Annotated in this window: 14 protein-coding genes; 10 read left to right on the top strand and 4 right to left on the bottom strand. The window is 62.4% G+C overall.

Annotated features, from left to right (window positions below; translation table 11 throughout):
- The first annotated feature begins 93 nt into the window (after positions 1-93).
- From ACWTU8_RS01190 to ACWTU8_RS01175, 4 genes are all read left to right on the top strand, one after another.
- Entirely contained in the window at positions 94-627 is a 534-nt protein-coding gene (locus ACWTU8_RS01190) for a MarR family winged helix-turn-helix transcriptional regulator (protein WP_029349986.1), read from the top strand.
- The gene (locus ACWTU8_RS01185; RefSeq protein ID WP_036267167.1) at positions 614-1,333 is read left to right on the top strand and encodes a response regulator; all 720 of its coding nucleotides are present in this window, start codon (positions 614-616) and stop codon (positions 1,331-1,333) included. The genes ACWTU8_RS01190 and ACWTU8_RS01185 overlap by 14 nt, the downstream gene beginning before the upstream one ends.
- A 52-nt stretch (positions 1,334-1,385) precedes the next feature.
- Positions 1,386-2,798: an ATP-binding protein gene (locus ACWTU8_RS01180; protein ID WP_455846715.1), complete on the top strand. Its 1,413-nt coding sequence runs from the start codon at positions 1,386-1,388 to the stop codon at positions 2,796-2,798.
- Positions 2,799-3,017: 219 nt separating this feature from the next.
- Positions 3,018-4,040, top strand: a complete 1,023-nt coding sequence (locus ACWTU8_RS01175; RefSeq protein ID WP_455846714.1) for a glycosyltransferase family 4 protein — start codon at positions 3,018-3,020, stop codon at positions 4,038-4,040.
- Positions 4,041-4,050: 10 nt separating this feature from the next.
- Here ACWTU8_RS01175 and ACWTU8_RS01170 read toward each other — a convergent pair whose 3' ends face one another.
- The 3 genes from ACWTU8_RS01170 to ACWTU8_RS01160 form a co-directional block, all read right to left on the bottom strand.
- A complete protein-coding gene (locus ACWTU8_RS01170) occupies positions 4,051-4,410 on the bottom strand; it encodes a tRNA-binding protein (protein WP_455846713.1) in 360 nt (119 codons plus the stop codon).
- Positions 4,411-4,427: 17 nt separating this feature from the next.
- Positions 4,428-4,928 (bottom strand): type III secretion system chaperone family protein, encoded by a 501-nt coding sequence (locus tag ACWTU8_RS01165; RefSeq protein WP_006202532.1) that lies wholly within the window; start codon positions 4,926-4,928, stop codon positions 4,428-4,430.
- Between the two features lie 419 nt (positions 4,929-5,347).
- Positions 5,348-5,650, bottom strand: a complete 303-nt coding sequence (locus ACWTU8_RS01160; RefSeq protein WP_065012050.1) for an accessory factor UbiK family protein — start codon at positions 5,648-5,650, stop codon at positions 5,348-5,350.
- A 130-nt stretch (positions 5,651-5,780) separates the two neighbouring features.
- On the opposite strand from ACWTU8_RS01160, the gene lgt reads away from it, so the two are divergent.
- From lgt to ACWTU8_RS01130, 6 genes are all read left to right on the top strand, one after another.
- Entirely contained in the window at positions 5,781-6,635 is an 855-nt protein-coding gene (lgt, locus tag ACWTU8_RS01155; protein ID WP_455846712.1) for a prolipoprotein diacylglyceryl transferase, read from the top strand.
- On the top strand, positions 6,632-7,720 hold the full coding sequence (locus ACWTU8_RS01150) for a class I SAM-dependent methyltransferase (RefSeq protein WP_455846711.1): 1,089 nt from the start codon (positions 6,632-6,634) through the stop codon (positions 7,718-7,720). The genes lgt and ACWTU8_RS01150 overlap by 4 nt, the downstream gene beginning before the upstream one ends.
- A gap of 150 nt (positions 7,721-7,870) precedes the next feature.
- Positions 7,871-8,665, top strand: coding sequence for a peptidoglycan editing factor PgeF (pgeF, locus tag ACWTU8_RS01145; RefSeq protein WP_455846710.1), 795 nt, complete (start codon positions 7,871-7,873; stop codon positions 8,663-8,665).
- Complete coding sequence (locus tag ACWTU8_RS01140) at positions 8,665-9,816, top strand: M24 family metallopeptidase (protein WP_292311010.1); 1,152 nt, start codon at positions 8,665-8,667, stop codon at positions 9,814-9,816. The genes pgeF and ACWTU8_RS01140 overlap by 1 nt, the downstream gene beginning before the upstream one ends.
- Positions 9,817-9,870: 54 nt before the next feature.
- Entirely contained in the window at positions 9,871-10,479 is a 609-nt protein-coding gene (locus tag ACWTU8_RS01135) for a hypothetical protein (protein ID WP_095519186.1), read from the top strand.
- A gap of 165 nt (positions 10,480-10,644) precedes the next feature.
- Positions 10,645-11,580, top strand: coding sequence for a ribose-phosphate pyrophosphokinase (locus tag ACWTU8_RS01130; RefSeq protein WP_065011960.1), 936 nt, complete (start codon positions 10,645-10,647; stop codon positions 11,578-11,580).
- Positions 11,581-11,712: 132 nt separating this feature from the next.
- On the opposite strand, the gene ACWTU8_RS01125 is transcribed toward ACWTU8_RS01130, so the two are convergent.
- A complete protein-coding gene (locus tag ACWTU8_RS01125) occupies positions 11,713-12,579 on the bottom strand; it encodes an AraC family transcriptional regulator (RefSeq protein WP_455846709.1) in 867 nt (288 codons plus the stop codon).
- Between the last annotated feature and the right edge of the window lie 122 nt (positions 12,580-12,701).

Below are 12,701 nucleotides of genomic sequence, written 5' to 3'. Positions count from 1 at the left end.
TTCGCAATCCGCCGAAAAGCTTGTCAAAAATTAGCATTGCCGGGAAATTACGTCAATAGTACTGACATAATTTCCCTTTCGCACGGAGAAAAGATGACAGATCGCAGCCACCCAGCCGGAAAACCGATCAGGACGGCGATCACCGACGAGGACGGCATCGACTTTGCTATCATCGAACTGTTCTTTTTCGCCTATCGCGATTTTACCTCCGATCCGGACCAGATCCTGTCCGACTATGGCTTCGGCCGGGCCCATCACCGGGTTCTGCATTTCGTCAATCGCAGGCCTGGCCTGACGGTCGCCGAACTCCTCGACGTGCTGAAGATCACCAAGCAGAGCCTGGCGCGCGTGCTCAAGCAGCTGATCGACACCGACCACATCGTCCAGCTGCAGGGCCCGCGCGACCGCCGCCAGCGCGAGCTCTATCCGACAGCCAAGGGCCGCGCTCTGGCACTGGCGCTTGCACGGCCACAGTCACGCCGCATCCATGCTGCATTGGAAGATGCCGGAGCCACCGAACGCACCTTGATCGAGCGCTTCCTGGAAGCAATGGTCAATCCGGAGTTAAGAGCGCAGATCGACATTGTGCCCGCAAAAACGTCAGGGAAAAGCCATGGAGACCATTGAAAGGGTTGATCAACCGGCAGCACCGGACGACGACGCGCCGCATCTGCTGGTGATTGATGACGATACCCGTATCCGCAATCTTCTCAAACAATATCTGACCGAAAACGGCTTTCGCGTCACCGTTGCCGGAAATTCCGGCGAAGCGCGGCGCAAGCTCGCCGGCCTCGATTTCGATCTCCTCGTGCTCGATATCATGATGCCGGGCGAAACCGGTGTCGATCTGGCCAAGGCGCTGCGGGCAAGCAAGAACGTGCCGATCCTGATGCTTACCGCGCTCTCCGAGACCGACAGCCGGATTACCGGGCTCGAGGCCGGAGCCGACGACTATCTGCCGAAGCCTTTCGATCCCCGCGAATTGATCCTGCGCATCAACAACATCCTGCGCCGCGGCGGTCCGGCAACGACGCCCAAAGTCGAGCAACTGGTCTTCGGCCCTTACACGTTCCAGATCGCCAGGCGGGAGCTCAAGCGCGGCGGCGAGGCTCTGAAGCTGACGGACCGCGAGCAGGAGATCCTGGCGATCTTCGCGGCGCGGGCCGGCGAAACGATACCGCGTCATGAGCTTGTCGGCGACGAGTCCGAAGTCGGCGAACGCACCATCGACGTCCAGATCAACAGGCTGCGCCGCAAGATCGAACGCGATCCGTCCAATCCGGTCTGGCTGCAGACCGTGCGCGGTATTGGGTATCGGCTCAGCGTGGAATAGACTGACGCCCACAGCCCCTTGTTGAGTGGCTGAAGATGAGCAAAAAGGGCGAATGGCGACCACGCAACTGGAACGGCCGGGAGATCGCGGCTTGAGCGCTCGCGCCACGCGGGCACTGAAGGCGGTGCCGCTCGCCTGGAAACGGTTCTGGCGCCTCGTTTCGCTTTACATGCCGAAGCGGCTCTATGCCCGCTCGCTGATCATAGTCATCGCACCGATGATCCTGCTGCAATCGGTCCTCGCCTTTGTCTTTATGGAACGCCACTGGCAGACCGTGACACAGCGCCTGTCGCAGGCCACGGTCCGCGACATTGCCGCAATCGTCGACCTGGTGGAAACCTATCCGAACGACGCCGACTACGCCAACATCATCCGCATCGCGCAGGATCGCATGCAGCTGAAGATCGACTTGCTTCCGCCCGATCCGCTGCCGGCGCCCGGTCCAAAGCCGTTCTTCTCGATCCTCGACGAAATTCTCTCGTCCGAGATCACCCATCAGATCAACCGTCCGTTCTGGATCGATACGGTCGGCAATTCCAATATCATCGAGGTCCGTGTCCAGCTCGAGGGCAAGGTGCTGCGCGCCTTCGTGCGCCGCAGCCAGGCCTATGCCTCGAACACGCACATTTTCCTGATCTGGATGGTCGGCACCTCGCTGGTGCTGCTGATGATCGCCATCCCTTTCCTGCGCAATCAGATCCGGCCGATCCTGACACTGGCCGAGGCCGCCGAAAGTTTCGGCAAGGGCCGGCCGATGCCGCTCGATTTCCGTCCGCGCGGCGCCGAGGAGGTTCGCCGCGCCGGCTTTGCCTTCATCCAGATGCGCGAGCGTATCGAACGCCAGCTCGAACAGCGCACCGCCATGCTGACCGGCGTCAGTCATGATTTGAGAACCATCCTCACCCGCTTCAAGCTGCAGCTTGCGCTGACCGGGACCAAGGCCGACACCGAGGCGCTCGGCCAGGATATTGATGACATGCAGTCGATGCTGGAAGGCTATCTCGCCTTTGCCCGCGGCGAGGCGACGGAAGACGCCGGCCGTTTCAATCTTGAAGCCTATTTCGACAAGCTCGGCGAGGAGGCCACGCTGCGCAAACGCAAACTGTCGACCACGCTCGCCGGCGACCCAAATTTGCATGTGCGGCCCCACGCCTTTACCCGGCTGTTGTCCAATGTCGTCGGCAACGCATTCCGTTACGCCAAGACGGTGGAGATCAACGCCAACCACGGCCGCGGCTCGCTGCTCGTCACCATCGACGACGACGGTCCGGGCATTCCACCCGAAAAGCGCGAGGACGTGTTCAAGCCTTTCGTGCGGCTTGACGAGGCCCGCAATCTCGATGCCAGCGGTACCGGCCTTGGCCTTGCCATCGCACGCGACATTGCCCGTAGCCATGGCGGCGACATCATGCTGGACAAGAGCCCGCTCGGCGGCCTGCGCGCCGTCATCAAGGTTCCGGCCTGATTAGAGCGACGCGCGTCCAATTGGACGCACAAAGTACGCTCTGATACTTTTGAACCTACGCATCGTGCTTTCCTGGGTTGTAGACGGCCATCGGCTATGCCTTCATCGGGGCGTCATGAAACCATGCTGAAGAGCGCGCATGAAGCGCGTGATCCTGATTGATTCGGCCTTGCGGCCTCGCGTCAAGGAAAGCGACGACCTTTCAAGCAAAGGGCTGCTATGCGCATCCTGATGGTCACCGACGCCTGGCGCCCGCAAGTCAACGGCGTCGTCCACACGCTGGAACGGCTTTCAGAAACCCTCAAATCCTTCGACGTCGAGACGGACTTCCTGACCCCGAACATATTTCGCACCTTGCCCCTGCCGACCTACCCGGATATCCGGCTGGCGCTGACGAGGCCAGGCCACGTCGCGCGCCTGATCGAAGCGCGCAACGCCGATCATATCCATATCGTCACCGAAGGCCCGCTCGGCATCATGGCGCGGCGCTATTGCCGCAAGGCCGGCCGGCCGTTCACGACAAGCTATCACACGCGCTTTCCGGAATATCTGAGCGCGCGGCTGCCAATACCGGAAGCCTGGACCTATCGCTGGCTTCGCGATTTCCACAATTCCGGACAAGGCACACTGGTCGCCACACAATCGCTGGCGGACGATCTGGCGGCGCGCGGCTTCACCAAGCTCAGGCCATGGACGCGCGGCGTCGACACCGACCATTTCCGCCCGGACAAGCAGAAGGATCTGGGGCTCAAGCGACCGATCTTCCTCTGTGTCGGCCGCGTTGCGATCGAAAAGAACCTGGCCGCTTTCCTCGACCTGGATTTGACCGGCAGCAAGGTAATCGTCGGCGAGGGACCGGAGTTGGCCGGGCTCAAGGCCAGATACCCCGATGCCCATTTCCTTGGCCACCGCCCGAACGACGAACTGGCCGAAATCTACGCCTCGGCCGATGTCTTCGTCTTTCCCAGCCGCACCGACACGTTCGGCAATGTCATCATCGAGGCGCTGGCCAGCGGCACGCCGGTCGCAGCCTATCCGGTGACCGGACCGATCGACATTGTCGGCGACGGCGTTGGCGGAGCGGTGTCGAACGATTTGCGTGAAGCCGCGCTCGCCGCGCTCCAGGTCGACCGCGCCGAGGCGCGCCAACGGGCAATGCGCTATAGTTGGAAGGCCTGCGCGGAAATGTTCCTGGAGACGGTTGAAGAGGCGCTGGGCACCACGCGAAAACTAGCCGCCTGAGAAGGCCTTGCTAGAACAGTCGGCCACCGTCAGGCACCCTGCGTTCGATTGCGCCGAGGACGACAGCACCCTCCTCGTCGGGAAAGCCAAGCGTCAGCACTTCCGATATGAAGGGTCCGATCTGCCGCGGCGAAAAATTGACCACCGCGAACACCTGCCGGCCGATCAGCGTCTCGGGCGCATAATATTTGGTGATCTGCGCCGACGATTTCTTCACCCCGATCGCCGGGCCGAAATCGATCTTCAGCTTGATCGCCGGCTTGCGCGCCTCGGGGAACGGCTCGGCCTCGACGATCGTGCCGGCGCGGATATCGACCCGGTCGAAATCGGCGAAGCTGATCTCGGGCTTGCGCTGGCTGCTCGAACTCATTGAGGGTCAGGTCTGGCTCAGGCGTTTCCGTAGGTCTCGAACAGGACGCCGGCGAGCGCATCCTTGGCCGAGGTTCCCGACCAGACGACGAACTGGAACGCCTGGAAATAGCATTCGCAGGCTTCCAGCGCCGACGACAACAGCACCTCGACCTGCTGGCTCGACGGCTCGACCCCGCCGGCGAGCAGCAGTGACTGGCGGAACATGATCGCGCCTTCCTGTTCCCAGAGGTCGAAATGGCCGAACAGCATCTGCTCGTTGATAAGCGAAAGCAGCCGCATCACTTCGAGCGCGCGCGCCTCCGGCACCTTGATGTCGAAAGCGCAAGCCAGATGCAGCGCCTCGAAATCCTCCATCCAGGAGAATGAGACGTGGTAGTCGGTCCAGCTTCCGGCAACCGAAATCGAAATCTCGTCGTCGCCGGCCCGCTCGAAGGACCAGTCGTTGTTGTGGGCCACCTGCTCGATAACATCAACGGGATGGATTTCGCGGGAGAATTCGAGTTCGAGAAGTTCCATGAATGCTTCCTGTCGTTCCTTCGCATCGGCCCGAAAATCGGTTCGATTTTCGGAAAGCACGACGCGAACGTTCAAAGTTCTAGAGCGTACTTTGTGCGTCCAAGTGGACGCACGTCGCTCTAGTGAGCGCCACACGCTCCGCGGGGGCACACACAACGAACAATCCTGTCTAGAACTCGGACGGCCGGGACTTCGTCAACGCAAAGACCCCAGACCGGACCCCACCGCCCGGCGCATGACCCTGCTCCGAATCATGCAACAAATTCAGTGTATTGATCGGGAGTCGCGTGACCAGCCCAATTTTTCGCACTGCGTCATTCGCATGTGGAAAGCCGCTGTCACAAAGATTCACGCAATGCCGGTAAGCGATTCACGACAAAGCGCTTTTTGCGATTGTGCTTTGTGGAAAAGTTTAACGATTATTTTTTTGATCTGGGCTTTGCCGCAGCCGCAGGTGCGGCCTGTCCGGTCAATTCGGCGAGCTTCGCCTCGAGCGCCTCGATGCGCGCAGCGAGACGGGTGTTTTCCTCCCTGGCCTTCGCCGCCATATCGCGGGCGGCCTCGAATTCTTCGCGCTGCACCAGGTCCATTGAGTTGAGAACGCGCTCGGCCTGCCCCTTGAAGGCGGTTTCCACTTCGCGGCGCACGCCTTGCGCGGCACCCGCAGCGTCGGTCATCAGCTTGGCGAATTCATCGAGAATGCGATTCGGTCCGGTCGACATGGCAAATCCTCGCTTGCTCGATTTGACGTAGTGGCGCGCGACGCGGAATGCAAGCATCCACGTCGCCTTGACCCCGCCAAAACCCTGCCGCATGGTCGCGCCCGAACATGATCGCAACCGGGAGATCCTGTTGAGCGAATATTTTATGCTGCCGTTGGCCGCCCTGCCCTTTCCCAATATCGACCCGGTTATCGTCAAGATCGGGCCGCTGGCGGTGCATTGGTATGGCGTCGGCTACATCGTCGGCATTCTCTTTGCCTGGTGGTATGCCAAGCGGCTCGTCACCAATGCAAGGCTCTGGCCCGGCGGCACCGTGCCCATGAAGCCCGAGGATCTCGACGACTTCATTGTGTGGGCGGCCATCGGCGTGGTGCTTGGCGGGCGTGTCGGCTACGTGCTGTTCTACGACCTGCCACGTTACATCGCCCATCCGCTCGATATCCTTGCCGTCTGGCAGGGCGGCATGTCGTTCCACGGCGGGCTGCTCGGCGTCATTCTCGCCATGACGCTGTTTTCCTGGTCGCGCGGTATCCGCACATGGTCGCTGTTCGACGTGGTGGCGGCCGGCGTGCCGGTCGGCCTTGGCCTCGTCCGCATGGCGAATTTCATCAACTCCGAACTCTGGGGCAGGCCGACCGACGTGCCATGGGCGGTCGAATTCCCCAATGGCGGGCCATTCGCGCGCCATCCGAGCCAGGTCTACGAGGCGCTGCTCGAAGGCCTGGTGTTGTTTCTGGTCCTGCGCTTCCTCACCCATTCGCGGCTCAAGCTGAAGACACCGCGCTTCGTCGGCGGCGCCTTCATCGCCGGCTACGGTCTCTCACGCATTTTCGTCGAATTCTTCCGCGAGCCCGATCAGCAGCTCGGCTACCTCCTCGGCACTGGCTGGCTGACGATGGGCATGGTGCTGTCGCTGCCGATGCTGCTGGCCGGCATCTGGGCGATGGCGACGGCAAAGCCGGTTACACAGCCACAGCCGGTATGACCCGACTGAAAGCCCGCATCGTCGAGCTGATCGGTGCGGCGGGGCCGATCCCCGTCAACCAGTATATGGCACTTTGCCTGTTCGATCCGCGGGACGGCTACTATACGACGCGCGAGCCGTTCGGAGCTGCCGGCGACTTCGTCACCGCGCCGGAAATCAGCCAGATGTTCGGCGAGCTGGTCGCTGTCTGGCTCTACGAAGCCTGGCTGACGAACGGCCGGCCGATGCCGGTCACCATCGCCGAGATCGGCCCCGGCCGGGGCACATTGATGAAGGACATGCTGCGCACGTTTTCGCGGCTCGATCCGGCGCTGACCGCCGGCGCATCGTTCGCCATGATCGAAACCAGCCCGAGGCTTGCAGATGTCCAGAAGCAAACGCTTGCCGCCACGCCTACCGCGATCGGCTGGCACGAAAGCATCGAGGCGCTGCCGCAGACCCCGCTTTTCATCGTCGGCAATGAATTGTTCGATGCGGTGCCGATCCGCCAGTTCGTCCGTGCCGGAACAGGCTGGCGCGAACGGATGATCGGCCTCGATGACGCTGACGAATTGCAATTCTTCGCCGGCGCCGGCTCGGTCGATCCGACGCTGTTGCCGGACGATGCCGAAAACGCGCCACAGGGCGCGATCGTCGAGGTCGCGCCGGCCCGAGCCGCGCTGATGGCGACCATCGCTGAGCGATTGGCCCGGCTCGGTGGCGCCGGCCTGTTCCTCGACTATGGCTACCTCCGACCAGGGGTCGGCGACACGTTGCAGGCCGTGCGCAAGCACGATCACGAAGATGTGCTGGCCAATCCGGGCGAAGCCGATCTCACCGCCCATGTCGATTTCGCCGCCCTTGCCGCGATTGTGCGGACGCATGGCCTCGATGCCCATCTCTCCACGCAAGGCGAATTCCTGGTGGAAATGGGTCTTCTCGAACGCGCCGGCCAGCTCGGCGCCAACGCCAATGAGGCGGCTCGCGAAAAGATTGCAGGCGAGGTCGAACGCCTCGCCGGCCCGCAAGCCATGGGCGACCTGTTCAAGGTGCTTGCCGTCCTCCCTGCCGGCATCGCCGTTCCGCCTTTTGCAACGGCGGATTGACTTTTCGCTGCCGCCTCTCCCACTCTCCCAATTTCGGACTGTCGCCCATTTTGGACTGTCGCCCATCTTTGGACTGTAGCTCATCTTGGAATGTCGCCGATTTTTGGACTGTCGCTTGACGAAATCGCCCACACGGACAACAACGCCGCCATGCTGAATCAGACCAAACCGGATCCCGTTCGGTCGCCCTTGCTGGAAAAGGCGCGGGCGCAAGGCATTCGCCACGGCTATTTCACCCGCCTCGGCGGCGTCTCCAGCGGCATCTATCGGGGCCTCAACATCGGCACCGGCTCGAGCGACGACCAGACGCGGGTAGCCGAGAACCGCCGCCGCGTCGCCGACTGGATGGGCGTGCCGGCGAGCCATCTCTTGACCGCCCACCAAATCCATTCGCCCGATGTCGTCATCGTCAGGGAACCTTTTCCCGGCGTGCGGCCGAAGGCCGACGCCGTCGTGACCGACCGGCCAGGCATCGCAGTCGGCGCCTCGACCGCCGATTGCGGACCGGTGCTGTTCGCCGATGCCGAGGCGCGTATCGTCGGCGCAGCCCATGCCGGCTGGAAGGGCGCCTTTTCGGGCGTGCTGGAAAACACCATTGCCGCGATGGAGGGCCTCGGCGCCCGGCGCGAGCGCATCGTTGCGGTTCTCGGTCCGTCCATCGGCCCCAAAAACTACGAGGTAGGACCGGAATTCGTCGCCCGCTTCGTCGAGGCCGAAGCCAACAACATCGGCTATTTCGCGCCGTCCGCGAAGTCGGGACATGCAATGTTCGACCTCAACCTCTATACGGTCGATCGGCTGACTCGAGCCGGCGTCACCGCCGATGGGCTTGGCCGCTGCACCTACGCCGAGGAGGATCTGTTCTATTCCTACCGGCGCAGCACCCATCGCAAGGAGCCGGATTACGGGCGGCAGATTTCGGCAATCGTTTTGGAGACTGAATAATGGCGCTGCATTTCGAACGGTCGGAATTTGACGCGCGGCGCGATCGGCTGATGATCGAGATCGCCGAGAAGAAGCTCGATGCCGTCCTGCTGTTTGCGCAGGAGAGCATGTACTGGCTGACCGGCTACGATACGTTCGGCTTCTGCTTCTTTCAGTGCCTGGTGGTGAAGGCAGACGGTTCGATGATCCTGCTCACGCGCTCGGCCGATCTGCGCCAGGCGCGCCACACCTCGATTATCGACAACATCGTGCTGTGGACCGATCGCGACGGCGCCAATCCGGCGATCGACCTGCGCAATCTGCTCAACGATCTCGACCTGCTCGGCGCCCGCATCGGAGTCGAATACGACACCCACGGCCTGACCGCCTACAATGGCCGGCGCCTGGACGAGCAATTGCAGACCTTTGGCCAGATCGCCGACGCGTCCGGCATCGTCAGCCGGCTGCGCCTGTTCAAGAGCCCGGCCGAAATCGCCAAGGTGGAAAAGGCCGCAAATCTCGCCGACGACGCGCTGGATGCGGCCATGCCGCTGATCAAGCAGGGTGGCGACGAAGCCCTGATCCTTGCTGCCATGCAGGGCGCGATCTTTGCGGGCGGCGGCGACTATCCGGCCAACGAGTTCATCATCGGCTCTGGCGTGGACGCACTGCTTTGCCGTTACAAGGCTGGCCGTCGCAAGCTGAGCAAGAACGACCAGGTGACGCTCGAATGGGCCGGCGTCTTCCACCACTACCATGCTGCGATGATGCGCACGGTGCTGACCGGCAAAGTGTCGAAACGTCACCAGGAACTGTTCGATGCCGCGCGCGCCGCACTTCTGGCCGTCGAAAAGGTGATGACGCCCGGAAATACCTTCGGCGACGTGTTCGACGCGCATGCCCGCACGCTCGAGGCGCACAACTTGACCAAACACCGGCTCAACGCCTGCGGCTATTCGCTCGGCGCCCGCTTCACCCCATCATGGATGGACATGCCGATGTTCTATCAGGGCAATCCCGAACCCATCGCGCCAAACATGACGCTGTTCGCCCACATGATCATCATGGACTCCGAAACCGAGACGGCAATGACGCTCGGCCGTACGTATCTGACGACCGAATCGCAGCCGAAACCGCTGTCCCGCCATGATCTCGACTTGATTGTGCAATGAATCCATAATGGTAAGAATGCAAGGGGCGTTCATCGCCAGGGAGTTTTGAGGCAAATGAGGCGATCGCATGTGACGACCGTGTCATTGCTCGCGGCGCTGACGCTGGCCGCCTGCACCAACGCGAAGGACGTTCTCGAACCCTCCGCCATCGCCTCGCAGTCGACACAGGCCGTACCAACGACCGGAACCGGCACGGCTGCAACGCCCACCACACCTGCAACGACCGCCCATCCTTCCGCAACGGCACAGCCTTCCGCCCCCTCGCAGCCCGCAAAGAGCGCCGCCGTCATCGCACGAACCCGCCTGCAGGTAGCCCCGATCGTCGGCGCCTCGGTGGAAGCCGCGACACCGCTGACCGCGGAGCTTCAGACGCGAGCCAAGCAGCGCGGCATCACCTTGGCCGGTAGCGCCGGCCAGACCCCTACGCACGTGCTGAAGGGCTATTTCTCGACGATGTCGGAAGGCAAGGACACCACCGTCATCTATGTCTGGGACGTCTATGACCCGGCAGGCAACCGGCTGCATCGCATCAACGGCCAGCAGAAGGCGCCCTCGGCCAATGGTGGCGAAGGCTGGGCTGCGGTCGCGCCGGAGACCATGCAGGCGATCGCCGACCAGACGATCGACCAGTTTGCCACATGGCTTGGCGGCCAAGCGGGGTGACTGGCGGGCTGACATGTTGCCGGCTTCCCTCGTCGTAGACGTTTATTGAGATTAGCCTGCGGATTCCGCTCACGACGCTTGCAATACCGGCACGGGCCGCTAAAAGCCCGACTAAGGGGCTCAAGAGAGTCTGCCAGAGTCTCCATCCTTCACCAGGAACGGTGCATGAAGCTTTTCGCGGGCAATTCCAACAGGGTGCTGGCCGAAGCGGTCGCCCGCTATCTCAACATCCCGCTGGGCAAAGCCAGCGTCAGGCGCTTCGCCGATCAGGAAATCTTCGTCGAGATCCAGGAGAATGTGCGCGGCGAGGATGTCTTCATCCTGCAGTCCACCTCGTTCCCGACCAACGATCACCTGATGGAACTGCTCATCATGATCGATGCCTTTATGCGCTCGTCGGCCAAGCGCATCACGGCGGTCATTCCCTATTTCGGCTATGCCAGGCAAGATCGCCGCGCCTCGGGCCGCACGCCGATCTCGGCCAAGCTGGTCGCCAACATGATCACGCGGGCGGGCGTCGATCGCGTCTTGACGCTGGATCTCCACGCCGGCCAGATCCAGGGCTTCTTCGATATCCCGACCGACAACCTGTTCTCGGTGCCGGTCATGGCCCGCGACGTGAAGGCGAAATATAAGCAGCTTGCCAATGTCATGGTTGTGTCGCCGGATGTCGGTGGCGTGGTCCGCGCCCGCGCGCTGGCCAAACGCATCGATGCTCAACTCGCCATCGTCGACAAGCGTCGCGAGCGCCCCGGTGAATCGGAAGTCATGAACGTCATCGGCGACGTGCGCGGCAAGGATTGCCTGCTGATCGACGACATCATCGATTCGGGCGGCACCTTGTGCAATGCGGCCGATGCACTGCTTGCCGGCGGCGCCACCAGCGTCACTGCCTACACCACCCATGGCGTTTTGTCGGGCGGCGCCATCGCCCGCATCGGCGCCTCGAAACTGCAGGAACTGGTCATCACCGATTCGATCCAGCCGACCCAGGCGGTGCTCGACGCCAGCAACATCCGCGTCATCTCCATCGCCGACCTGATGGGCGAGGCGATCTCGCGCACGGCGACCGAAGAATCGGTGTCGAGCCTGTTCGACTGAAATCTGCCAGCGCTACAGCGCCGCGCGTCCAGCGGACGCGCAAAGGACGCTGTAGCATTTTGATTTTGCGCATGGTCCCCAGCGAAATCGGTTCCGATTTCGCTGAAGCGAACCGAAGGTTCGGGTCATGCGTTACCCGTTCGACACCCTGATATTGTCCTTTGACCCTCGCATATAGCCCCGCGGCGATGCCCCCAGCATACGCTTGAACATGGTGATGAAGGCCGGCACGCTGTCATAGCCGAGGTCGAACGCCACCCTTGTGATCGGCTCGCCATCGGCCAGCCTCGGCAAGGCCGCGAACAGGCAGGCCTGCTGGCGCCATGTCGACAGCGACAATCCGGTCTGGCGATGAAAGGCGCGGGTGAAGGAACGGCGGCTCATGCCGACGATATCGGCCCATTCGTCGATTGTCGCGTGCGGCGAGGGTGCTGCGACGAAGCGCCGGCACAGTGCCGCAAGCTTTGGATCTGAAGGAAAAGGCAGGCCGAGCGGCCGTTCCGGCAGGTTCGGGATTTCATGCAGCAGGAGGCTCATGATCAGCCCGCCGCGCCCTTCCAGCTCGGCGCCCTGCGGCAGCTTTTCCGATTCCACAATCAGGCTGTGCATCAGATCTGTAATGCCGACGACGCGCAGCCCATGCGGCAGCCCCGCAATGGCGTCCGGCATCACATAGACCGAGCGCATGCTGACGTCGCCAAGCATCTCGACGGAATGCTCGGTGCCGGCGGGAATCCACATGGCATGATCGGGAGGCACCATCCAGCGGCCATGCCGCGTCGTCACCAGCACGACGCCGACAAGCGCATGCAGCAACTGACTGCGACTGTGACGGTGCTGCGGCACGTGGTAGCCGTCGGGATATTCGGTCGGCAGGGCCACCGCCGGCCCGACGGCCTGCTCCAGCCACTGCCAGCGGCGCTCATGCAACTGCCCGAGGTCGGTAAACTGGCCGAGATCGGTGTCGCCCGCTTTGAAGATTTCATTGCCACGTGGCATCGAGTAATGGCCCACTCGCGAAACTATTGGACCAAACCACGAAAGAAGTCGCCCGGCAAGTGACTTATAAGGCCCGGCTATGAGGCCGGCTGCTCTGCGCCCGCCAAAAAGACCACGGAGCA

It is taken from the genome of Mesorhizobium sp. BHbdii, from assembly GCF_053848045.1.
This window is presented reverse-complemented; position numbering and strand designations above follow the sequence as displayed.

Bases quoted from the DNA above. Each gene is read 5' to 3' on its own strand.
- ACWTU8_RS01190 (WP_029349986.1), top strand. From the start codon at position 94: ATGACAGATCGCAGCCACCCAGCCGGAAAACCGATCAGGACGGCGATC.
- ACWTU8_RS01185 (WP_036267167.1), top strand. From the start codon at position 614: ATGGAGACCATTGAAAGGGTTGATCAACCGGCAGCACCGGACGACGAC.
- ACWTU8_RS01180 (WP_455846715.1), top strand. From the start codon at position 1,386: ATGGCGACCACGCAACTGGAACGGCCGGGAGATCGCGGCTTGAGCGCT.
- ACWTU8_RS01175 (WP_455846714.1), top strand. From the start codon at position 3,018: ATGCGCATCCTGATGGTCACCGACGCCTGGCGCCCGCAAGTCAACGGC.
- ACWTU8_RS01170 (WP_455846713.1), bottom strand. From the start codon at position 4,410: ATGAGTTCGAGCAGCCAGCGCAAGCCCGAGATCAGCTTCGCCGATTTC.
- ACWTU8_RS01165 (WP_006202532.1), bottom strand. From the start codon at position 4,928: ATGGAACTTCTCGAACTCGAATTCTCCCGCGAAATCCATCCCGTTGAT.
- ACWTU8_RS01160 (WP_065012050.1), bottom strand. From the start codon at position 5,650: ATGTCGACCGGACCGAATCGCATTCTCGATGAATTCGCCAAGCTGATG.
- ACWTU8_RS01150 (WP_455846711.1), top strand. From the start codon at position 6,632: ATGACCCGACTGAAAGCCCGCATCGTCGAGCTGATCGGTGCGGCGGGG.
- pgeF (WP_455846710.1), top strand. From the start codon at position 7,871: ATGCTGAATCAGACCAAACCGGATCCCGTTCGGTCGCCCTTGCTGGAA.
- ACWTU8_RS01140 (WP_292311010.1), top strand. From the start codon at position 8,665: ATGGCGCTGCATTTCGAACGGTCGGAATTTGACGCGCGGCGCGATCGG.
- ACWTU8_RS01135 (WP_095519186.1), top strand. From the start codon at position 9,871: ATGAGGCGATCGCATGTGACGACCGTGTCATTGCTCGCGGCGCTGACG.
- ACWTU8_RS01130 (WP_065011960.1), top strand. From the start codon at position 10,645: ATGAAGCTTTTCGCGGGCAATTCCAACAGGGTGCTGGCCGAAGCGGTC.
- ACWTU8_RS01125 (WP_455846709.1), bottom strand. From the start codon at position 12,579: ATGCCACGTGGCAATGAAATCTTCAAAGCGGGCGACACCGATCTCGGC.